This is a genomic window from Arthrobacter senegalensis (assembly GCF_059091765.1).
Genome location: NZ_JBNHGZ010000003.1, coordinates 139,080 through 159,882, shown reverse-complemented (window position 1 = coordinate 159,882; position 20,803 = coordinate 139,080). Strand labels below are relative to the sequence as shown.

19 protein-coding genes are annotated in these 20,803 nt (G+C 67.5%); 9 read left to right on the top strand and 10 right to left on the bottom strand.

Annotated elements, in window-relative coordinates:
• Positions 1–3: 3 nt before the first annotated feature.
• The 5 genes from AC5RVG_RS10825 to AC5RVG_RS10805 all read left to right on the top strand — a co-directional run bounded on the left by AC5RVG_RS10825 (position 4) and on the right by AC5RVG_RS10805 (position 4,002).
• Positions 4–1,338 carry a TrkH family potassium uptake protein gene (locus tag AC5RVG_RS10825; protein WP_494014123.1) on the top strand — a complete coding sequence of 445 codons (1,335 nt, stop codon included), beginning with the start codon at positions 4–6 and terminating at the stop codon, positions 1,336–1,338.
• On the top strand, positions 1,331–2,026 hold the full coding sequence (locus AC5RVG_RS10820; protein WP_493999541.1) for a potassium channel family protein: 696 nt from the start codon (positions 1,331–1,333) through the stop codon (positions 2,024–2,026). Before AC5RVG_RS10825 ends, AC5RVG_RS10820 begins: the two co-directional genes overlap by 8 nt.
• On the top strand, positions 2,001–2,210 hold the full coding sequence (locus AC5RVG_RS10815) for a helix-turn-helix domain-containing protein (protein WP_494014122.1): 210 nt from the start codon (positions 2,001–2,003) through the stop codon (positions 2,208–2,210). The genes AC5RVG_RS10820 and AC5RVG_RS10815 overlap by 26 nt, the downstream gene beginning before the upstream one ends.
• Positions 2,179–2,349, top strand: coding sequence for a hypothetical protein (locus tag AC5RVG_RS10810; protein ID WP_493999540.1), 171 nt, complete (start codon positions 2,179–2,181; stop codon positions 2,347–2,349). Before AC5RVG_RS10815 ends, AC5RVG_RS10810 begins: the two co-directional genes overlap by 32 nt.
• An 801-nt stretch (positions 2,350–3,150) precedes the next feature.
• Positions 3,151–4,002: an HAD family hydrolase gene (locus AC5RVG_RS10805; RefSeq protein WP_494013847.1), complete on the top strand. Its 852-nt coding sequence runs from the start codon at positions 3,151–3,153 to the stop codon at positions 4,000–4,002.
• Here AC5RVG_RS10805 and AC5RVG_RS10800 read toward each other — a convergent pair.
• Both AC5RVG_RS10800 and AC5RVG_RS10795 read right to left on the bottom strand, forming a co-directional pair.
• A complete protein-coding gene (locus AC5RVG_RS10800; RefSeq protein ID WP_493999538.1) occupies positions 3,999–4,280 on the bottom strand; it encodes a hypothetical protein in 282 nt (93 codons plus the stop codon). The genes AC5RVG_RS10805 and AC5RVG_RS10800 overlap by 4 nt on opposite strands.
• A gap of 487 nt (positions 4,281–4,767) precedes the next feature.
• Positions 4,768–5,559: a ZIP family metal transporter gene (locus AC5RVG_RS10795; RefSeq protein WP_494013846.1), complete on the bottom strand. Its 792-nt coding sequence runs from the start codon at positions 5,557–5,559 to the stop codon at positions 4,768–4,770.
• 377 nt (positions 5,560–5,936) lie between these two features.
• Here AC5RVG_RS10795 and AC5RVG_RS10790 point away from each other — a divergent pair, with 377 nt between their 5' ends.
• Together AC5RVG_RS10790 and AC5RVG_RS10785 are read left to right on the top strand one after the other, a co-directional pair.
• Positions 5,937–6,380: a QcrA and Rieske domain-containing protein gene (locus tag AC5RVG_RS10790; protein WP_494013845.1), complete on the top strand. Its 444-nt coding sequence runs from the start codon at positions 5,937–5,939 to the stop codon at positions 6,378–6,380.
• Between the two features lie 73 nt (positions 6,381–6,453).
• Positions 6,454–6,894, top strand: coding sequence for a Rieske (2Fe-2S) protein (locus AC5RVG_RS10785; RefSeq protein WP_494013844.1), 441 nt, complete (start codon positions 6,454–6,456; stop codon positions 6,892–6,894).
• Positions 6,895–6,928: 34 nt separating this feature from the next.
• Here AC5RVG_RS10785 and AC5RVG_RS10780 read toward each other — a convergent pair whose 3' ends face one another.
• Entirely contained in the window at positions 6,929–7,612 is a 684-nt protein-coding gene (locus AC5RVG_RS10780; protein WP_494013843.1) for a hypothetical protein, read from the bottom strand.
• Positions 7,613–7,641: 29 nt separating this feature from the next.
• Positions 7,642–8,616, bottom strand: coding sequence for an aldo/keto reductase (locus AC5RVG_RS10775; protein ID WP_493999531.1), 975 nt, complete (start codon positions 8,614–8,616; stop codon positions 7,642–7,644).
• A 159-nt stretch (positions 8,617–8,775) separates the two neighbouring features.
• On the opposite strand from AC5RVG_RS10775, the gene argG reads away from it, so the two are divergent.
• Complete coding sequence (gene argG, locus AC5RVG_RS10770; protein WP_493999530.1) at positions 8,776–10,203, top strand: argininosuccinate synthase; 1,428 nt, start codon at positions 8,776–8,778, stop codon at positions 10,201–10,203.
• Positions 10,204–10,351: 148 nt separating this feature from the next.
• Positions 10,352–10,930 (top strand): G/U mismatch-specific DNA glycosylase, encoded by a 579-nt coding sequence (mug, locus tag AC5RVG_RS10765; protein WP_493999529.1) that lies wholly within the window; start codon positions 10,352–10,354, stop codon positions 10,928–10,930.
• A gap of 24 nt (positions 10,931–10,954) precedes the next feature.
• Here mug and AC5RVG_RS10760 read toward each other — a convergent pair whose 3' ends face one another.
• The 6 genes from AC5RVG_RS10760 to AC5RVG_RS10735 form a co-directional block, all read right to left on the bottom strand.
• Positions 10,955–11,512 carry a hypothetical protein gene (locus tag AC5RVG_RS10760; protein WP_493999528.1) on the bottom strand — a complete coding sequence of 186 codons (558 nt, stop codon included), beginning with the start codon at positions 11,510–11,512 and terminating at the stop codon, positions 10,955–10,957.
• The gene (locus AC5RVG_RS10755) at positions 11,509–12,060 is read right to left on the bottom strand and encodes a DUF402 domain-containing protein (RefSeq protein WP_493999527.1); all 552 of its coding nucleotides are present in this window, start codon (positions 12,058–12,060) and stop codon (positions 11,509–11,511) included. Before AC5RVG_RS10755 ends, AC5RVG_RS10760 begins: the two co-directional genes overlap by 4 nt.
• Positions 12,057–14,033 carry a 1-deoxy-D-xylulose-5-phosphate synthase gene (gene dxs, locus AC5RVG_RS10750; RefSeq protein ID WP_493999526.1) on the bottom strand — a complete coding sequence of 659 codons (1,977 nt, stop codon included), beginning with the start codon at positions 14,031–14,033 and terminating at the stop codon, positions 12,057–12,059. Before dxs ends, AC5RVG_RS10755 begins: the two co-directional genes overlap by 4 nt.
• Before the next feature lie 219 nt (positions 14,034–14,252).
• Positions 14,253–17,129 carry an aconitate hydratase gene (locus AC5RVG_RS10745; RefSeq protein WP_493999525.1) on the bottom strand — a complete coding sequence of 959 codons (2,877 nt, stop codon included), beginning with the start codon at positions 17,127–17,129 and terminating at the stop codon, positions 14,253–14,255.
• A 254-nt stretch (positions 17,130–17,383) separates the two neighbouring features.
• Complete coding sequence (locus tag AC5RVG_RS10740) at positions 17,384–18,700, bottom strand: class I SAM-dependent RNA methyltransferase (RefSeq protein ID WP_493999524.1); 1,317 nt, start codon at positions 18,698–18,700, stop codon at positions 17,384–17,386.
• Positions 18,697–20,670 carry an APC family permease gene (locus tag AC5RVG_RS10735; protein WP_493999523.1) on the bottom strand — a complete coding sequence of 658 codons (1,974 nt, stop codon included), beginning with the start codon at positions 20,668–20,670 and terminating at the stop codon, positions 18,697–18,699. Before AC5RVG_RS10735 ends, AC5RVG_RS10740 begins: the two co-directional genes overlap by 4 nt.
• Between the last annotated feature and the right edge of the window lie 133 nt (positions 20,671–20,803).

Below are 20,803 nucleotides of genomic sequence, written 5' to 3'. Positions count from 1 at the left end.
CTCCTGCAACGAGTACGCCCGCGGCATCCGTCCCAGGTGATAGTCCTTGGCTTTATCGCAGCGATCTTGGCCGGCACGGCCATTCTGATGCTGCCGATGTCGAAGCAGGGCCCTGGCGGTGCCACCTTCCTGGAGGCGCTGTTCACGGCGACGTCCTCGGTGTGCGTGACCGGGCTGATCATCGTTGATACTTCCGTCTACTGGAGCCCATTCGGGCAAGCGGTGATCATGGTCCTCATCCAGCTCGGCGGGTTCGGCGTAATGTCCTTCGGAGCTCTGCTGGGTGTGCTGATGGCAGGACGGCTTGGACTCCGCTCCCGCATCTCCGCGGCCGCCGAAACCAAAAGCACCGGGTTTGGCGACGTGCGGCGCGTGCTGTTCGGCGTCCTGAGGATCAGCCTCATTACCGAAGCCGTGCTGGCGTTGGTCCTTGCGGCACGCTTCATGACCGGATACGGACACTCTGCCGGGGAAGCCCTCTGGCTGGGAGTCTTCCACTCCGTTTCCTCCTTCAACAACGCCGGCTTCGCCCTGTTCTCAGACAACCTGATGGGCTTCGTCGCGGACCCATGGATCTGCCTGCCGATCGCCAGCGCGGTGATCATCGGCGGGCTTGGCTTCCCGGTGCTGTTCGAGCTCGGCCGGCACTACCGGCGTCCGATCCACTGGTCCATGAACACCAAACTCGTGCTGGCCGGCACGGCCGTGCTGCTGGGGGCAGGTACCGTCTTCATCACCGCGGTGGAGTGGACCAACCGGGCGACGCTCGGCTCGCTGGACCCCGCCGCACGGGTGCTGGCCGGGTTCTTCCAGTCCGTCATCACCCGCACCGCTGGATTCAACAGTATCGAGATTGGCCAGATGAACCCGGTGTCTTGGCTAGGCATGGACATACTGATGTTCATCGGCGGCGGCCCTGCAGGCACCGCCGGTGGCCTGAAGATCACTACTTTCGCAGTGCTCTACTTCATCCTCTACACAGAAATCCGCGGCGGCGCCGCCGTAAACATCTTCGGCAAGCGACTGTCCCGTTCTGTACACCGCCAAGCCATGACCGTTGTGCTGCTGGCCATCGCCTTGGTAGTCACAGCCACCATGGCCCTGATGTTCCTCTCCGACGCGGGCATGGAAAAACTGCTCTTCGAAGCTATCTCCGCCTTCGCCACCGTCGGCCTTTCCACCGGCATCACTGCCTCGCTGCCACCTGCCGGACAGTCGATTTTGATCATCCTCATGTTCGTCGGCCGTCTGGGACCGGTCACGCTGGCCTCCGCGCTGGCGCTTCGCGCGCGACCGATCCTGTACGAGTTCCCGAAAGAAAGGCCGCTCATTGGCTAGAATCCCCTTCCCCTCACGCTCCTTCGACCGGATCGCCGAGGCGGGGTCCGTCGTTGTTATCGGCCTCGGCCGTTTTGGCGGAGCATTGGCGCTGGAGCTCGAGTCCCTGGGCACCCAGGTCCTGGGCATCGACGCCGACGAAGAGACCGTTCAGTCCTTCAACGGGCTGCTGACCCACGTAGTCCGTGCCGACTCCACCAAAGACGAGGTGCTGCGACAGCTCTCTGTACACGAGTTCGACCGCGCTGTGGTGGGCATCGGAACAGACGTGGAAGCTAGCATTCTCACCACCTCGCGGCTCCTCAAGTTCGCCAGGCCCGCGATTTGGGCCAAAGCCATCAGTGAGCCGCACGCCGAGATCCTCGAACAGTTGGGCGTGCACCACGTGATCCGGCCCGAGCACGACATGGGCCGCCGGGTGGCGCACTTGGTCCGCGGGGCAATGCTGGACTACGTCGAATTCGAAGATAACTTCGTCATGATCCGAACCATCCCGCCCGGGCTAGCCCAGGACCGTCCGCTGGGCCTGCTGCAGCTGCGCTCAAAGTTCGACATCACAGTAGTCGCTGTCAAGCGCAAGGGTGGGCAGTGGGAGCACACCACCCAACAAACTGTGCTCTACGACGACGATCAAATAATAGTCCAAGGGACAAAAGACAAGGCTGAGGCCTTCAGCACCTTGGTTTGATCAGCGCTCAGGGCAGTACAGAGCTTCATTCCAGAAGCGGGGATACGAGCGGTTCAGCATTAAAGGGGTGGCCGAGGCCGCCGGCGTTAACAAGACGACGATCTACCGGTGGTGGAAGTCCAAGGCAGAACTCCTGGGCGCCGCCTTCATTGATGCCCCCGATGCTGACGCTCGCCGTCCCTGAAACCGGGACCCTCCGAGTCGACCTGCAGGTTTTGGCCGACCGGATTGCGGCACTGCTGACCGTGCCTCCCGCCTCCAACGTCGTGGTCGCCGTCCTGTCCGCGGCCGTCGTGAACGAGGACCTGGCCGCCCGGATTTAGGGCTTCTTCACGGATCGGCTGGCTAACGAGGCACAGGTCTTCGACAAGGCAAAGGCCCGCGGAGAGCTCAATCCCGAGGCCGATCTCCATGCTGCTCATGGACATGATCGCGGGCGGCCTCTGGACCGGGGCCGTACTGCGCCAGTTTCCGCTGAATGCAGGGATACGCACCAAGTAGTCAACGCCGCACTTCAGGGCGTGCACCCGGCCAATGAACCCCGTCAGGCATGCAGGGACGGAGCGCAAGCAATTCCCGCGAAGTGATCGAAAGAGGCGCTGAGTTCAATCAGCTGGACTACATTCAGCTGTCGGGCCTCCACCCGTTGAGCCGATAACAGCGCTTACGTCTGAGGTTTATCAGGGAAAGGCATCCATGTTCAACGTCCAGCGACGTTCCAAAGGTCGTCAAAGACGGCTAGGAACAGTGCAACGACAAGCCCGGCAGCGCCGATCCAAGACTCCGGCGACCTGCAGTCGGTATGACTTGTTGCGGCGGTCCAAGGACATGAACGTCTCCTCTCGTTGGGGAAGACCAATCCAAGGCTTGCCAAGGCGAGGGGCGCCGCGGATGCTCCCGCACTTCGCCACCCCTCCACAGGGAGTCCACACCGACTGCCTGGTATAGATGCAACGGCACGCCTGAGAGTGAACAACTCGTCCACAGAAAGCGCCCCCGCGAGTCCTACCCTCCGGGAAGTCGTTCTGAAGTCGCTTTACCAATTCCCTGTCTGTAGCGTTAAGAACCATGTTTAGCTTAGGATTCCGCGGCAGCGGCGATCATGGTCAAGACAACGAGGCACGATGAGTGGTGTTGCTCGAAGCGCTGAGCCTTGGTCCTCGATCCCGAGCGGGTTTCACGACGTGCGTCTGGTGGTCTCCGATATGGATGGCACCCTGCTGGACGGGGACGGTAACGTTCCAGCCGGGTTCTGGCCGTTGCTGGAGCGGATGCGTGCCCGTGGCATCACATTTGTACCCGCCAGCGGCAGGCAATACGCCACTTTGGCCCGCATGTTCCCCAGTGCACCAGCAGGTGCCACCTTCATCGCCGAGAACGGCTCCCTTGTTGTCCGTGACGGCGCAGTACTCTCCGCCACCTACATGGACGAGCCCACTGTCACGCACGTCATTCACGCGGTTCGCCACGCAACGGAAACCGCGAACAGCCTCGGCCTGGTCGTATGCGGCCGCCGCAGTGCCTACATCGAGCGACGCGATGCTGGATTCATCCGGGAGGCGGAAACCTACTACGCCGAACTCACCACGGTCGAGGATCTCACCACTGTCACCGATGACATCCTCAAGCTCGCGATCTACGACTCCACGGACGTTGAGTCCAGCGCGAGAAGCATCGTCGCTCCACTGGCATCCAGCCACCAGATGGCCGTCTCCGGTAAGCAGTGGATCGACATCATGGCCCCGGGCACCAATAAAGGACGAGCCGTGCAGGAACTGCAACGGACCTTGGGCGTGAATGCCGCTCAAACCGTCGTGTTCGGCGACTTCCTGAACGACCTCGAAATGTTCGACCGCGCCGACCTGTCGTTCGCCATGGACAACGCCCACCCGATCCTGCGTTCCCGCGCCCGTTACACCGCGCCAACGAATGAGGAACATGGCGTCGTAACCGCCCTATCCCACTTGCTCAGCTAGGGGCCTTGCCGCGCGAAAATCAGTGGAAGCGGCGAAACCGGGTCACCACTGCCTAAGGGCGCGGACACCACCGCGTCCCCTGCGCCGACGTGCGGTTCCATGGAACCGCTCTGGATCACGCTGGTATGCCAGCCGAACAGCGCAGGCAGCAGGCCGATCAGCACCAGGCTCAGGGCGATGCCCAGATACAACCGCGAGAGCGTGGACGCGATGTACAGCAGCCAGCCGTCGCGGGAGAAGAGAGGACGCAAGGCGCTGCCGGGCAGCCGGCGGGTCACGGAACTGACGGAACCGGCTTACGGCTGCGTGGGCGATTCATCCGACTGCAGCTCCCAGACCAGGTCGACATGGACCCGGGCGCCCTGCAGGGCGTTGATCTCGACCTGCGACATGCCGGTGGTATCGAAGCGCCGGGTTCCGCGGTAGGTGCGGTTTTCGCCCGGCTCGCCAGCGGTCTGCCAGGGGGAACCGCCGGTGGTTCGCGCTGGGCGTGAACCGGGCGCAGTTGTTGAACGAGCCGCCGGTGCCCATCTCCAGATCGAACAAACCTTGCGGACTAACTCGGAACCCCAGATAACGGCGCATATGGTCTCGTGGAACAGCGACTTGTGCATCCGATGCGGGTCGCGCCGGTGCGCTCCTCCCCCGGCAGGACGGGGCCTCCTGTCGGGGTACGGATGGAATACGGCGTTCCTTCGTTCGCCGGTTCCAGGTGCCCGTCCGGGTCGATGCGGGGGCACGGAGGGTCGTTAGCGGCGCCGGTTCTCACGCGAGGGACAGCAGGAACGAGAGCACGAACCCGGCCGCGGTGCTCAGGGCGACCGCCGGTCCGCCGTGTTCGTATGCCTCCGGCATCAGGGTGTCGGCCAGTGCGGCGATCACCGCGCCGGCCGCGAAGGCCAGCGGCAGCGAGATCGTCTCTGGGTCGGTACCGGACAGCGGCCCGGCACCGACCACGACGGCGATGACCAGCAGCACTGAGCACACACCCCACAGTCCGATGATGGCGGGCCTGGACATGCCCTGGCTGCGCATCGAGGCTGCCCCGACCAGGGCCTCGGGCAGGTTGGAGACGAAGATCGCGGCCAGGAGCGCCAGCCCGCCGGTCCCCTCCCCCAGGGAGACGCCCAGCGCCAGGTTCTCCGGTATGCCGTCGAGCGTGGCGGCCGCCAGCAGGGCCAGACCGGCCGCACCCCGGGTGGATGCCGGCCCCGGCGCACGCCCGGTGGCGGCGGCGTCGGTATCGAGCTTGGGGCTGCCCCGGTACTCGTCCGCCGCAACCGGGTTCGACCCGGCCTGCGCCCAGCGGTCGAGCAGCGCGCTCAAGGTCGTGAACACCACCGCGCCGACAAACAGGCCGACCGCTGCGCGCCAGATGCCGCCGCGCTGGTAGGCGTCCTCGAAGAGTTCGAAAGTCAGGGCGGTGACCAGGGCGCCCGCTGCGAAGGACAGGATGATCGCCAGGACGCGTTTGGGCAGTTCGAAACGCACACCGATAAATCCACCCAGCATCAGGGCGCTGGAAGTCACGATGCCGAACAGCAGCGACATAGCCACACCGTCATTATGGGTGGTTGCAGGAGTGGGGGACAACCGCAGAATGAAGCCCTGAACCCCTCGCGGTCGTTCCGACGTCAAGGAATCCAGCAGAACCCTTTGCAGGCTTCAGCGACGCCCGCTGAACGCGTTCGCTTTCCTGAACCGACAAGACTCCACCATCCCTCCACACGCTCATCCGATCCTCCTGTTCCGTCCTAGGACAGACGCCGGACACAGCCAGACCGGATTGCATCCGGCCAGGCTTTGGCAACGGTGGCCAAGTACTGCAGGTTCCTGCGCGAAAACCCTTTCATGAGCTGGCTGAACCAACCCATGGGCCCGGACGTCTACCCTTTGCGAAAGGCACCCATACTGCCCACGGGGAAGGTCAGCGCATGAATCCCGATGCCGGTCCCTCGCGACGCTCGGTCATGGCCGCCTCCGCAACGGCCTGCTCGGCGTGTGTACTGGCTGCCTGTGCGCCGGCGGGGAACGGCGGCGGCGAGGCCGGCGGAAAACCTGCCCCGGCCACCTCCGGAGGCGCTGCTGTACAGGTCCTGAAGCTCGCAGACGTGCCGGTTGGCGGCAGCGCCAATGGCGAAGCGGGCGGGCAGGAAATCCTCATCCACCGCGCCGACGAGACTACCGTCCTGGCCTACAGCGCAGTCTGCACGCACCAAGGGTGCACCGTGGCGCCGGCGGGTGAGGAGTTCCGTTGCCCGTGCCACGGCTCGGTCTTCAGCGCCGCAGACGGCACGGTTCTCGACGGGCCGGCGTTGGAACCGTTGCAGCGCTTTGCGGCGGCCATTGACGGCGAATGGATCACCGTGGTGGTGTGATCGCTGACACGCTGCGCGAGCGATCACCGCTCCGTTTGGAAATTCACCGGCACCGTCCGGGAGAATAGCGGACATGAGTTCGTCCCTGCCTTCGCGCCGCGCCATCCTGACCGCCACGACCGCCGTCGGTTCGATGGGCGCGCTCACCGCATGTTCCCCGCTGCAGGACTACACAGGAGCACAAGGTGCCTCCGCTTCCCCGATTGCCAGCGACGGCACGCCGGTCCGGGTCGGGAAGCTCAGCGACGTGCCGGTTGGCGGCAGCGCCAGCGGCGAGGCAGGCGGGGAGAAGATCGTCATCCACCGCCCCGACGAAACCACCGTCTTGGCCTACAGCGCCGTTTGTACGCACCAGGGATGCGGCGTGACCCCGACGAAGGCCGAATTCGTGTGCCCTTGCCATAACTCGACCTTCGCGTTCGCCGACGGCACAGTTACCGGCGGTCCGGCACCCGCTCCGCTTCCGCGTTTCGCGGCGGCTATCGACGGCGAGTGGATCACCGTCACCGTCTGAAATGGACCGTCTGGAAGCCCTCGGGGCGGGCGTCCTAGTCGGCCCCAGCCGGCCGGGCACCGTATTCGGTGTCCAGGAAGTCAATCAGTGCCCGGTCGAGGCCGGCGATGGCAGTCCCGCGATCCGGAGCGAGGAAGGACTCGGCTCCTCGCCAGTCGCTCTTGACCACACGGCCGCCCGACGCCCAGTGAACGCCGACCAGCTCCGCCCCGGTATCCGGCCGATAGTCCGTCAGGGTGGGAAAGCCGCCGCCGGGCGCCGTCGTTCGAGCGTTTAGGACAACGTCGTAGCGGTCGCACGAGGGCCGGCTGCCGTCCGGCAGCACCACCGTCTCGGTGCCGGCCAGCGATACCCGCGCCCATGCCCCGCTGTCGGGTTCGGCCGGCGCGGCGTCGTCCAGCCGGAAGTACTCCACGGCCTGGGCGCCGGAGTCAAGCATTTCCGCCAACAGCAGGTACTCCCCGTAGCTGGGAAGGCTCGTGTCGGTCAGCCCGAAGTCTTCCCGGCGGGCCAATGCCTCGGTGCGGCCCGGCCCCTGCCGGTAAGAAGAGGACTCCCACCGCCGCGTCCCGGGCTCGAACCGGATGACGGATTCCGCGCGGTACCCGTCCGGCCCGCTCCGGAAGGCCATTCGCGTGGTGAGGACGTGATCCGCCCACCGGCGGTAGAGGCAGCCTTGCTTGGCGCCCTCAACGTAAAAGGCTTCCCAACGTTCCATCGGCTCCCGCCGCGGCCCCCTCGGAGGTCTCAGAACAGGGCCACTTTCGGCACCGCGGGGAAGATGCCTTCCAGCTCGGCCAGGTCCTCGGCAGTCGGGTGCCAGCCCGCTGACTGGGCGTTCTGCCGGATCTGTTCCGGCTTCGTGGCACCGGCGATGACCGACGCGACTGCGGGACGGGTGGCAAGCCAGGAAAAGGCCACCTCGATTTCCGTTAGTCCGCGGTCGGCGGCGAAGCGGGAGAAGGCGCCCAACTGCTCCCAGTCGGCGTCCTTGAGCAAGTTGGTGCGCGAGTGTGTCAGCCGGCTGCCTTCCGGCGCCTTGCCGTTCTTGTACTTGCCCGTGAGCAGGCCGTTGGCCAGCGGGAAGTACGGCAGCAGGCCCAGCCCGTAGGCCTCGGCAGCAGGGGCGACTTCCAGCTCCGCCCGGCGGTCCAGCAGGTTGTAGTGGTTCTGGCTGGAAATGAACGGGGTGTAGCCGCCCATCCGCGCCGTGAATTCCGCCTCGGCAATCTGCCAGCCGGCCCGGTTGGAGTGGCCGATGTAGCGGACCTTGCCGGCGCGGACCAGGTCGTCCAGCGCGGACAGGGTTTCCTCGACCGGAGTCAGCGGGTCGGGCGTGTGGAACTGGTAGAGGTCAATCCAATCGGTGCCCAGCCGCCGCAACGACGCCTCGGCCGCCCTGACAATGTACCGCCGCGAGCCGCGGGCGCCGAAGTCTTCGCCGTTGGCGCCCCGCATGTCCATGCCGAACTTCGTAGCCACCACCACGTCGTCGCGCCGCGATCCCAGCGCCCTGCCCAGGAACTCCTCGCTCAGCCCCGGAGTCTTCCCGTAGCTGTCGGCGACGTCGAAAAAGGTCACGCCGGCGTCGAGTGCGGCCTTGACCACCGCGTCCGTGCCTTCCTGCGTTTCCGTCGGGGTGTTGGACCGGCCAAGATTGTTGCAGCCGAGTCCCACCGTCGAGACGGTGAGGCCGGATTTGCCGAGACGCCGGTATTCCATCGCTACATCCTTGTCACTGGGGGTTTTGCCGTTCGCCTCGCATCCTATCCCGGCTCCGGCCCCCGTCCCGGACGCGCAAGTGAGTTCGGACACGTCACGCAGGCGGCCGCGGCGTTGCCGCTTCTGTCTTTGGGTGCCGCTGCACATATGATCGAAACCATGGCCAAAGTTCTGACTTCCCTTCCCGTCGGCGAACGCGTCGGCATCGCCTTCTCCGGTGGACTCGATACGTCCGTTGCCGTTGCATGGATGCGCGACGGCGGAGCCGTGCCCTGCACCTACACCGCCGACCTCGGCCAGTACGACGAGCCGGACATCGACGCGGTGCCCGGCCGCGCCACCGAGTACGGCGCGGATATCTCCCGCCTGGTGGACTGCAAGCCCGCGCTCGTGGAGGAAGGCCTGGCCGCGCTGGCCTGCGGCGCCTTCCATATCCGCAGCGGCGGCCGTTCCTACTACAACACAACCCCGTTGGGCCGCGCCGTGACCGGCACCTTGCTGGTGCGCGCCATGCGGGAAGACGGCGTGGACATCTGGGGCGACGGTTCCACCTACAAGGGCAACGACATCGAGCGGTTCTACCGCTACGGGCTGCTGGCCCACCCCCGGCTGCGCATCTACAAGCCGTGGCTCGACCCGCGCTTCGTCTCCGAGCTCGGCGGCCGCCAGGAGATGTCCGAATGGCTGACCGCGCACAACTTCCCCTACCGCGACTCCGCGGAGAAGGCGTACAGCACCGACGCCAACATCTGGGGCGCCACGCATGAGGCCAAGACGCTGGAGCATTTGGGCACCAGCCTGGAGGCCGTCGAGCCGATCATGGGCGTGGCCTTCTGGCGCGAGGACGTGGACATTCCCACCGAGGACGTGTCGGTGCGCTTCGAGGCGGGCCGCCCGGTGGCGATCAACGGCACGGAGTTTGCCGACGCCGTCGCTTTGGTGCAGGAGGCCAATGCCATTGGCGGCCGCCACGGGCTGGGCATGTCCGACCAGATCGAGAACCGCATCATCGAGGCCAAGTCGCGCGGGATCTACGAGGCCCCGGGCATGGCCCTGCTGCACATCGCCTACGAGCGGCTGCTCAACGCGATCCATAATGAAGACACCGTGGCCAGCTACCACGCCGAGGGCCGCCGCCTGGGCCGCCTGATGTACGAAGGCCGCTGGCTGGACCCGCAGGCGCTCATGCTGCGCGAATCGCTGCAGAAGTGGGTTGGCTCCGCTGTCACCGGCGAGGTCACCCTGCGGCTGCGCCGCGGCGAGGACTACACCATCCTGGACACCACCGGCCCGTCGCTCAGCTACCACCCGGACAAGTTGTCCATGGAGCGCGTGGGCGATGCTGCCTTCGGTCCGCTGGACCGCATCGGCCAGCTGACCATGCGCAACCTGGACATCGCCGACTCCCGCGCCCGCTTGGAGCAGTACGCGGCCCAGGGCCTGGTGGGCGGTCCCACCGCCGAGCTCGTGGGCGCGCTGGAAGCCGGCGGCGCGAGCGAAATCGCCGACACCGCCCAGCTCGACCCGGCCGACCGCGCGGCCGACGAGGCGCTGGACCGCGCGGCGTTCGACGCCGGCACCGACTGATTCGCCGGCCCGCCTTGGCGGGCCGCTGCACGGGCACGGCGCCCCTTCGGGGGCGCCGTGCCTTCTTCTGTCCGGAGCTGGGGCCGTGAGGCTGAGCATGCGGCCGGTTTCGCGGCCGGGACGGCACGCCGTGTGAAAGAGTGGTTTTGTGGCCTTTACCCGTGCTGAACTGCTCGCCTACCGGGACGCGCTGGTCCCCGATCTGCTGGGCCCGGGCCTGCGCCTCCTGTTCGTCGGCATCAATCCCGGCCTCTGGTCGGCTGCCACCGGCTCGCACTTCGCCCGGCCCGGCAACCGGTTCTATCCGGCCCTGGCGGCGGCCGGCATCACCGACCATCAGATCTACGCCGGGAACGGCATGGCGGCTGCCGACCGCAACCACCTGATCGACCGCGGCGTGGGCATCACCAACATTGTCCCGCGGGCTACCGCCAGGGCGGACGAGCTGGGTGCCGAGGAACTGCGGACCGGTGCCCGGCGCCTGGCGGCCCGGGTCGAGACCCTGGGGGCCCGGGTGGTGGCGGTCGCGGGAGTGACCGCCTACCGGGTGGGTTTTGAGCGGCCGAAGGCGCAGCTGGGCCGGCAACCGGAGACGCTCGGCGGCGCCGAGGTCTGGGTGGTGCCGAATCCCAGCGGCCTCAACGCCCACCACAGCGTTGCCACGCTGGCGGCCGCCTACCGGGAGGCGGCGCGCGCCGCGGGCCTGGACGTGCCCGAGGGCGGCTAGCGCCGTCCCCGACGGCCGCCGGGCCTACAGGCTGAACGCCGTCTTGGCCGGCAGCGGATGCTTTTGCTTGACCGCGGCGAGGTCCCCGTGCGGCGCGACGCCGATGCTCAGCTTGGTGAAGTCGAGTTTGGCTTCGCGGAGGCAGACCTTCAGGCCGGCCACCGCCCTGGCCGCATCCGGCGCCAGAACATAGATGTTGAGCTTGTGCGGGACGAATTCGGTCTTCTCCACGGTCCCGAGCCCGCGCCAGGCGAAGTACTCGGTGATGGTGCGTTTGGCTTTGTCCTCGAGGTAACGGTCCCGGTCGCTGCCGTCCGCCGTCTTCAGCGCATACTGGGCAATCACCCAGTGCTGCTCCCCCGGCGCGAGCTCCGCGTAGCCGTCTTCGGCGCACTGGGCAGCGAACGCGTCCATCAGCGACTCGGCGGCCTCGGCGTTGACGTCCCGGCTCTCCTGCGTGGTGCTCTGGTGGCCCACCGTTCCGTGGTTGACCACGAACTGGCCGTAGTCTTCGTCGAACCACGCCTCGCGGAACACCAGCCCGCCGTCGTCGTTCTTCTTGTACACCCGAAGGAAACTCATGTCCGTCCTTTGTTCAACCATGTCAGGGCCGTTCCGTCGAACGGCGCGGCCTCAGCCGCCACCTGCCCGTAGAGCGCCCGGCAGCTGGCCTGGATCCGTTCGGCCAGCGCCGGCGGATAGTCCATGGTGACCCGGTGTTCGGCGAATTCGTCCTCGTCGTCGATGTACACGCCGCCGCTGACGGAGCGGACCACGTCCAGGTCCATGTCCGTGAGCTGGACTTCCCAGCCGGCCGGAAGCAGCGGGTCCACCCGGATGCCGGTGGCCAGGTCGATGTAGATGCGAAAGTCGCCCGGGTAGGTGTCGTCGTAGAACGTCGCCACGTAGTCGCCTTCCCGTGGCAGTAACTGCACCGCGTCGGAGGCCGCGAAGAAGGCGATGCCGGGCCGGGCGACCAGCGAGCCGGCCGGCTGGAAGATCCAGTCGCCGAAACCGTCGGAGCCGAGGTAGGTGCCGGGCACCAGCCAGTGGGCAGCGCCGTCGTACTTCCAGTTGCGGAACACCACCATCTCGCCGGGCCGGGCCTCGGCGGGGATGCGGCCGGTCACTGGATCTTGGGAATCTGGCCGGTCGGCAGTTCCTGGCCGGGCAGCGGGCGCGCGAACGGGACCTTGGTGCCCAGCACCTGCGCGACGGTGTCCTGGGCCACCTGCTGCGCGGTGAGGCCCACGCGCTCCAGGACCTCGGCGCGGGTGCCGTGGACCAGGAACTCGACCGGGAGGCCGACCTCGTTCAGCGCCGTGTCCACACCGGCGGCACGCATCTCCTGGCGGATCCGGGATCCGACGCCGCCGGCGCGCACGCCGTCTTCGATCACGACGACGATCCGGTGCCGGGCCGCAAGGCCGATGATCGAGCGGGGCACCGGCAGCACCCAGCGCGGGTCGACAACGGTGGAGCTGATGCCCTGGGCGCCGAGCCGGTTCGAGACATCCAGCGCCAGTTCGCTCATGGCGCCGATGCTGACGATCAGCACGTCGTTTTCGGTGGAGCCGGACGGCCGGCGCGCCAGCACGTCGACGCCGTCCTTAAGCCGTTCCAGGGCCTCAACCTCTGGCCCCACCGAGCCCTTCGAGAAACGGACCACGGTGGGGGCATCGTCGACGGACACCGCCTCGCGCAGCTCTTCCCTCAACCGGGTGGCGTCGCGGGGGGCGGCCAGGTGCAGCCCCGGCACGATCTGCAGCAGCGACATGTCCCACATGCCGTGGTGGCTGGGCCCGTCCGGGCCGGTCACCCCCGCCCGGTCGAGTACAACGGTGACGCCGGCCTTGTGCAGCGCGACGTCCATCAGGAGCTGGTCGAACGCGCGGTTCAGGAACGTTGCGTAGAGGGCCACCACCGGGTGGAGTCCGCCGTAGGCCATGCCGGCGGCGCTGGCCAGCGCGTGCTGCTCCGCAATGCCGACGTCGAAGACACGGTCCGGATGCTTACTGGCGAATTTTTGCAGGCCCACCGGGATCAGCATGGCGCCGGTGATACCGACGATGTCCTGGCGCTCGTCGGCGATCTCGGCGATCTCGTCGGCGAACACGGAGGTCCAGGACTGCCGGCCGCCGGACTCTACGGGTTCGCCGGTCTCCGGGTCGATGACGCCCACGGCGTGGAACTGGTCCGCCTCGTGGGCGCGGGCGGGCGCGTAGCCGCGGCCCTTTTCGGTCATGGTGTGGACAATGACCGGGCCCCGGTAGTTCTTGGCCTGCGTCAGCGCGGCCTCGACGGCCTCCAGGTCGTGCCCGTCGATCGGGCCGATGTACTTCATGCCCAGGTCCTCGAACAGGCCCTGCGGCGCCCACCAGTCCTTGATGCCCTTCTTGGTCGCGTGCAGGCTCCGGTAGGCGAACTGGCCCAGCGACCCGCCCGACTGCAGCTTCCTTTTCCACCAGTCCAGGGTGCCTTCGTAGGCCTGGTGGGTGCGGACCTTGTCGATGGTGGTCCGGCGCAGCGCGGCCAGCTGGTCGGCCAGCCCGCCGATCGTCGGGGCGTAGGAGCGCCCGTTGTCGTTGACCACGATCACCACGCGCCGTGCTCGGTCCGCGGCGATGTTGTTCACGGCTTCCCATGCCATGCCGCCGGTGAGGGCGCCGTCGCCCACCACCGCGACGACGTAGCGGTCGCCTTCGCCGGTCAGCCGGCGGGCGCGGGAGATGCCGTCGGCCCAGGACAACGACGACGACGCGTGCGAGCTTTCGACGATGTCGTGCACCGATTCGGCGCGGTCCGGATAGCCGGCCAGCCCGCCCTGCTGCCGCAGCGTGCCGAAGTCCTGCCGCCCGGTGACCAGTTTGTGCACGTAGGACTGGTGGCCGGTGTCAAAGACGATGCTGTCGTGCGGGGAGTCGAACACGCGGTGGATGCCGAGGGTCAGCTCGACGACCCCAAGGTTCGGGCCGAGATGTCCGCCGGTCTGTGCGACGTTCGTGATCAGGAACTGGCGGATTTCCCGGGCCAGGTCCTGCAACTGGACCATGTCGATCCGGCGCAGGTCGCGCGGCTCGCGGATGGTCTCGAGCAATCCCACAGAGCAGGTCCTTTCCTTCACAAAGCGTCGGTTAATCCTACCGCCATCCCTCCGCCACTCTGCGTTCCCCTGGTGCGAGGGTGCACACAACGCGGCCGACGCGTGGCCGGGGACCGAGCCCTACAGCACGCTGGTGCCCTGGCCAGACGCCGCAGGGCGGACGTCCATCGGACGCCCGCCCTGCGTTGGGCCGCTGTGCGGTGTGTGCCGGACCGGGGGCTAGTTCGCCGAGATCTGGCGCAGCACGTACTGCAGGATGCCGCCGTTGCGGTAGTAGTCGGCTTCACCCGGGGTGTCGATCCGCACCACCGCGTCGAAGCTCTTGGTGCCGCCGTCCTCGCCGGTGGCGGTGACCTTCAGCGTCTTCGGGGTGGTGCCCTCGTTCAGCGCGGTCACGCCCTCGATGGAGAAGGTCTCCGTGCCGGACAGGCCCAGCGACGCAGCGGACTCGCCGGCCGGGAACTGCAGCGGCAGCACACCCATGCCGATCAGGTTCGAACGGTGGATCCGCTCGAAGCTTTCGGCGATGACGGCCTTGACACCCAGCAGCGCGGTGCCCTTGGCAGCCCAGTCGCGGGACGAGCCGGAGCCGTACTCCTTGCCGGCCAGCACCACCAGCGGGGTGCCGGCGGCCTGGTAGTTCATGGCGGCGTCGTAGATGTAGGCCTGCGGACCGCCGGGCTGGGTGAAGTCGCGGGTGAAGCCGCCCTCCACGTTGTCCAGCAGCTGGTTGCGCAGCCGGATGTTGGCGAAGGTGCCGCGGATCATCACCTCATGGTTGCCGCGGCGGGAACCGTAGGAGTTGAAGTCCTTGCGCTCCACGCCGTTTTCCAGCAGGTAACGGCCGGCGGGGCTGTCGGACTTGAACGAACCGGCCGGGGAGATGTGGTCGGTGGTGACCGAGTCGCCCAGCTTGGCGAGCACCCGCGCGCCGCTGATGTCCTGCACCGGCTCCGGCGTGGCGCTCATGCCTTCGAAGTACGGTGGCTTCCGCACGTACGTGGAGTTCGGATCCCAGGCGAAGGTATCGCCTGCCGGGGTCTCGAGCGCCTTCCAACGGTCGTCGCCCTCGAACACGCCCTCGTAGCCCTTGGCGAACATCTCCTTGTTGATCGAGGAGTCGATCACCTGCTGGACCTCGACCGGGTTCGGCCAGATGTCCTTCAGGAACACGTCGTTGCCCTCCGGGTCCTGGCCCAGCGGCTGCTTCTCGAAGTCGAAGTCCATGGTGCCGGCCAGGGCGTAGGCGACGACCAGCGGCGGGGACGCCAGGTAGTTCATCTTGACGTCCGGGTTGATGCGGCCTTCGAAGTTGCGGTTACCCGACAGCACCGACGTGATCGACAGGTCGTTGTCCTGGACCGCCTGCGAGATTTCGGGCTCCAGCGGGCCGGAGTTTCCGATGCAGGTGGCACAGCCATAACCGACCACGAAGAAGCCGAGCTTCTCCAGGTACGGGATCAGGCCGGACTCTTCGTAGTAATCGGTGACGACCTTGGAGCCCGGGGCGATGGAGGTCTTGACCCACGGCTTGGACGCCAGGCCCTTCTCCACCGCATTGCGGGCCAGCACGGCCGCGGCCAGCATGACCGACGGGTTCGACGTGTTGGTGCAGGAGGTGATCGAGGCGATGGACACCGCACCGTGGTCCAGTTCGAACTCGCGCCCGTCTTCCATGGTGACGTGGACGCGCTTGGAGGCGCGGCCGTCGCCGGGCAGGGCGACGTGGCGTCCCTGGGCGGCCGAACCGCCGGAGGGACGATCGTCGGCCTGCGCGGTGCCGGACTTCACGCCGCCGGCCTCCGCAGCGGCAGCGTGACGGACCGTGGAGGTCATGGCCGGGGCATCCGACGCCGGGAAGGACTCTTCCAGGGCCTCGTCCAGGGCGTCCTCGTTGCCGGTGCCGACGTAGCTCTGCAGGTCCTTGCGGAACTGGTTCTTGGCGGACGTCAGGGCGATGCGGTCCTGCGGCCGCTTGGGACCGGCGATGGACGGAACAACGGTGGACAGGTCCAGCTCAAGGTATTCGGAGAACTTCAGTTCGTGCGACGGATCGTGCCAGAGGCCCTGTTCCTTGGTGTACGCCTCGACCAGGGCGATGTTCTCCTCGGAGCGGCCGGTCAGGCGCAGGTAGTCCAGGGTGACGTCGTCGATCGGGAACATGGCGGCGGTCGAGCCGAACTCCGGGCTCATGTTGCCGATGGTGGCGCGGTTGGCCAGCGGCACCGCTGCCACGCCTTCGCCGTAGAACTCCACGAACTTGCCCACCACGCCGTGCTTGCGCAGCATCTCGGTGATCGTCAGCACGACGTCGGTGGCGGTGGCGCCGGCGGGGATGGAGCCGGTGAGCTTGAAGCCGACGACGCGCGGAATCAGCATCGAGACGGGCTGGCCGAGCATGGCGGCCTCGGCCTCGATGCCGCCGACGCCCCAGCCGAGCACGCCCAGGCCGTTGACCATGGTGGTGTGCGAGTCGGTGCCGACCAGGGTGTCCGGGTAGGCGCGCAGCTTGCCGTCGACCTCGCGGGTCATCACGGTGCGGGCCAGGTATTCGATGTTGACCTGGTGCACGATGCCGGTTCCCGGCGGGACCACCTTGAAGTCTTCGAAGGCGGTCTGTCCCCAGCGCAGGAACTGGTAGCGTTCGCCGTTGCGCTGGTACTCGATCTCCATGTTGCGCTCGAGCGCGCCGGCGTTGCCGAAGACATCGATCTGGACCGAGTGGTCGATCACCAGTTCGGCCGGGGCCAGCGGGTTCACGCGCTTCGGGTCGCCGCCGAGCTCCTTGACGGCCTCGCGCATGGTGGCCAGGTCGACGACACACGGAACACCGGTGAAGTCCTGCATGATGACGCGGGCGGGGGTGAACTGGATCTCGGTGTCCGGCTGCGCGTCGGGGTTCCAGCCGGCCAGGGCGCGGACGTGGTCCGCCGTGATGTTCGCACCATCTTCGGTGCGAAGCAGGTTCTCCAGCAGGACCTTGAGGCTGAACGGAAGGCTCTCGGCACCTTCAACGGCACTCAGCCGGAATATCTCATACTCGGTCCCGGCGACGTTCAAGACGCCTTTGGAACCGAAGCTGTCCACATTACTCATGACAGGACTCCTCTCGCCACACTTTATCTTTGTCCGGGCGGCAACCACCCGCTAGTTAGGCATCCCTAAGTGTGAAGGGACAGCTGTGGGCTCGGCCTCTGGCCTTTTTGACGCGCCGCAGCCCGCAGAATTTACAAGCCAGAGACAATATGCTTCGTCCGGAACCGCTGCCCCCATCCTATCGGGTAGCCGGTTGGCAGGAACCGGAGCGGCGCCCGTGGCCTGCCTCACAGCCGGGATTCGCGCACTCCCGCTCAGCGGCGCCCCGGTGTGAGCACGGCAAAGGACTCCATGTGGTGGGTATGCGGGTACAGGTCGAACACGTGCAGCGAGTCGAGGTTCCAGCCCAGCTGCAGGAAGTAGCCCAGGTCCCGGGCGAAGGACGCCGGGTCACAGGACACGTAGCCGACCGCCCGCGGGTTTCGGGCGGCCACCGCCTGCACCACGGCTTTTCCGGCGCCCGCGCGGGGCGGGTCAAGGACGACGGCGTCCATCTCTTCGGGCTGCGAGCGCAGCACCCGCTCGACCTTGCCCTGGAGGATCTCGACCTGCCCGAAACCGTGCAGGTTCTTGCGGGCGTCTTTGCTGGCGGCCGGCGAGCCCTCGACGGAGAGAACGTTGCCGGTCACCCCGACGGCATCCGCCAAGGGCGCCGTGAAAAGTCCGGCACCCGCATAGAGGTCGGCCACCCTCTCCCCCGCCCGGGGCGCAACACCGTCCAGGACGGCGGCAGTCAACGTGGCCGGCGCCAGCCGGTGAATCTGCCAGAAGCCGTCTCCCGTCACGCGGTACTGGTGCCGCCCGTTGGTTTCGGAAACCCAAATGCGTCCCCGCAACCGGGTGAGCCGCCCGGGCACGGGCTCCCACGCGGCAACCGACACGCCGGGTTCGATCCGGTCGGCGATCTTCGCCAACCGTTTGGGCGTTGTCCCCGCGCCGGGCACCAACAGCACCAGCGGCGTGCTCCCGTCGGCGGGCGCGGCCACCTCCACCCGCTCCAGCCCCGAAAGATCCAACTCCCACAACCGCAGGTCGTTGACCCCGTCCGCGGCCAGCGGCATCGCCTCGACGGGTATCAGCTCATCGGACCGGTGCGCGTGCATGGCGAGGCGCCCGTCGGACCCCACGCCGAACGCGGCGCGCGTGCGCCAGCCGAGCCCGTCGTCGTACTCCCCCGCGGGGGCTTCCACGGTGACCTGCCGTTCCAGCTTGGCCAGACGTTGCAGCTGTTCGGCGAAGATCAGGCCCTTCAGCCGGCGCTGGGCGTCCAGCCCGATGTGGCCGAACTCGGCGCCGCCCACGGCCGGCCGGCCGGCTTCGGCCGCGGCCAACGCGTCCGCCGGCGCCCAGGGATGCTCCACCCGGTCCGGAGACGCTTCCAGCACCTGGACGGTGTCCGCCCGCCAGAATCCCGCGTCCGGTCCGCCCTCGGTGACGCGTGCCAGGACCCGCTCCCCGGGCAGAGCGTGCCGGACGAACACCACCCGGCCGTCGTGCCGCGCGACGAAGTGGCCTCCGTGCGCCGGAGCGCCGACGGTCAGCTCGATCAGTTGCGGTGCGGGGTCGGTCATGAAAGCTCCTGGTAGCGGCGGACGGAATCGGAGGAGGCCAGTTGCCACGGCACGCTGGCCACCATGACGCCGGGCTCGAAGTGCAGGCGGGTCTTGATGCGCAGCGCGGTCTGGTTGTGCACCAGCTGCTCCCACCAGCGTCCCACCACGTATTCGGGGATGTAGACCACCACCAGTTCGCGGGGCGAGTCCCGGCGGATGCTCTTGATGTAGTCGATGATCGGCGTGGTGGTCTCGCGGTACGGGGAAGCGAGCACCGTGATCGGAACCGGGATGTTGAGCTTCTCCCAGTCGCGCAGGGTCTGCTCGGTCTGTTCCCGGTCCAGGTCCACCACCACGGCGTCGAGCCGGGACGGCCGCGAGGCCCGGGCGAAGGCAAGCGCCCGGAGCGTCGGTTTGCGTACGTGCGAGACCAGGATGACTGCGTGTACCCGGGACGGCAGCGCGGTGGTCGGTTGGTCCGGGTCGATCGCGAGCTCGCGGGCGACCTGGACGTAATGGCGGTTGATGCTGTGCATGACCAGCCCGAGCAGGATGATGCCGAGCACGGCCAGCCAGGCTCCGAAAACGAACTTGCTGACCAGTACCACCACCAGCACGGTCACGGTCAGGATGAAACCGACCATGTTAATGAACCGCGAGCGCAGCATCCGGCGCCGCACCGGGCGGTGCGGCGTGGCCCGTATTTCGCGGGACCAGTGCCGGATCATGCCCAGCTGGCTGCAGGTGAAGGAAACGATCACGCCGATGACGTAGAGCGGGATCAGCCGGGTGACGTCCGCGTTGAACATCAGCACCAGCACCACGGCCGCGGCCGCCAGTGCGAGCACACCGTTGCTGTAGCTGAGCCGGTCCCCGCGGGTTCGCAGCTGGCGGGGCAGGAAGCCGTCGGTGGCGAGGATCGATGCCAGCTGCGGGAAGGCGTTGAACGCCGAATGGCTGGCCAGCACCAGGATTGCTGCGGTGGCCGCGACCGTCAGGTAGAAGAGCGGGGCGCCGCCGCCGAAAACCGTCTCCGCCAGCTGGCTGAGCACCGGGGACTGGAAATAGCCCGCCGGCAGCGGCCCTCCGTCCAGCCGCAGCTGGTCGGCCGGGACCTGCACCACCCGCACCTCCGTGGCCCGGGCCAGGTACATCACCGCCATGGTGATCACGGTTGCGGAGATGCCCAGCATCAGCAGCGCAAAGCCGGCGTTCCTGGCGCGCGGCTTCTCGAAGGCCGGCACATTGCTGGCCGGTGTCTCCAAGCCGGTGAGTGCCGCGGCGCCCGTGGAGAAGGCCCGCAGTACCAGCAGTGCGCCGGCCAGCCCGGTCAGGCCCGCCTCCAGGCCGGGTTCCGGCACGACGTCGAACGCAGCGCTGGGTGCCTCGCCCAGGTTTCCGGTGAGGTCAAGGACAAATCCGGCCAGGCACATCAGCAGCACGGTGCCCACAAAGACATAGGTGGCGATCGCCACGGTCAGGCGCCCGCGTCCCAGCCCGCGCAGATGGAGCAGGGCGAGGATCGCGATGCCGGCGACGGCCGCTCCGGGCTGCCAGCCCTTGAGCGCCGGAACGGCGGACACGAGGTAGTGGGCCGCCGAAGACATGGACACCGCGACGGTGAGCACGTAGTCCAACATCAGCGCGGAGCCCACCGTGATGCCCGCCGGCTTGCCCAGGTTCCTGGTGGCGATCGCGTAGTCGCCGCCGGATGGATACGCGTGGATGCTTTGCCGGTAGGAAGCCACCAGGACCAGCAGCACCACCATGACCGCCAGTCCGACCCAGGGCGACAGGGCGATCGCCGCGACGCCCGCCAGTGCCAGCGTGAGCAGGATCTCGTCCGGGGCGTAGGCCACCGAGGAGAGCGCGTTCGCTGAGAAGACCGGAACCGCCAGGCGCCGCGGCAGCGCATCCTGCTTCAGCCGCTCGCTGCGGAACGGCTTGCCCACCAGGACCCGCTTGAGGGCATCGAGGAATGTCAGCACGTTTCCCTCGGTGGCACATGCAGCCAGTGGGTCCGGATCTTCACGGCTTAGAGTCTAGACTGCCGGCCGGAATTTACGGGGCCAGGGGGCCTCCGACCCGCACTTTCATAGCGGCGGCACGTCCGCCGGGGTT

Excerpts from the sequence above, each read along its gene's own strand:
- AC5RVG_RS10810 (WP_493999540.1), top strand. The coding sequence starts at position 2,179 with ATGCCCCCGATGCTGACGCTCGCCGTCCCTGAAACCGGGACCCTCCGA.
- AC5RVG_RS10805 (WP_494013847.1), top strand. The coding sequence starts at position 3,151 with ATGAGTGGTGTTGCTCGAAGCGCTGAGCCTTGGTCCTCGATCCCGAGC.
- AC5RVG_RS10790 (WP_494013845.1), top strand. The coding sequence starts at position 5,937 with ATGAATCCCGATGCCGGTCCCTCGCGACGCTCGGTCATGGCCGCCTCC.
- AC5RVG_RS10785 (WP_494013844.1), top strand. The coding sequence starts at position 6,454 with ATGAGTTCGTCCCTGCCTTCGCGCCGCGCCATCCTGACCGCCACGACC.
- AC5RVG_RS10780 (WP_494013843.1), bottom strand. The coding sequence starts at position 7,612 with ATGGAACGTTGGGAAGCCTTTTACGTTGAGGGCGCCAAGCAAGGCTGC.
- AC5RVG_RS10775 (WP_493999531.1), bottom strand. The coding sequence starts at position 8,616 with ATGGAATACCGGCGTCTCGGCAAATCCGGCCTCACCGTCTCGACGGTG.
- argG (WP_493999530.1), top strand. The coding sequence starts at position 8,776 with ATGGCCAAAGTTCTGACTTCCCTTCCCGTCGGCGAACGCGTCGGCATC.
- AC5RVG_RS10760 (WP_493999528.1), bottom strand. The coding sequence starts at position 11,512 with ATGAGTTTCCTTCGGGTGTACAAGAAGAACGACGACGGCGGGCTGGTG.
- AC5RVG_RS10745 (WP_493999525.1), bottom strand. The coding sequence starts at position 17,129 with ATGAGTAATGTGGACAGCTTCGGTTCCAAAGGCGTCTTGAACGTCGCC.
- AC5RVG_RS10740 (WP_493999524.1), bottom strand. The coding sequence starts at position 18,700 with ATGACCGACCCCGCACCGCAACTGATCGAGCTGACCGTCGGCGCTCCG.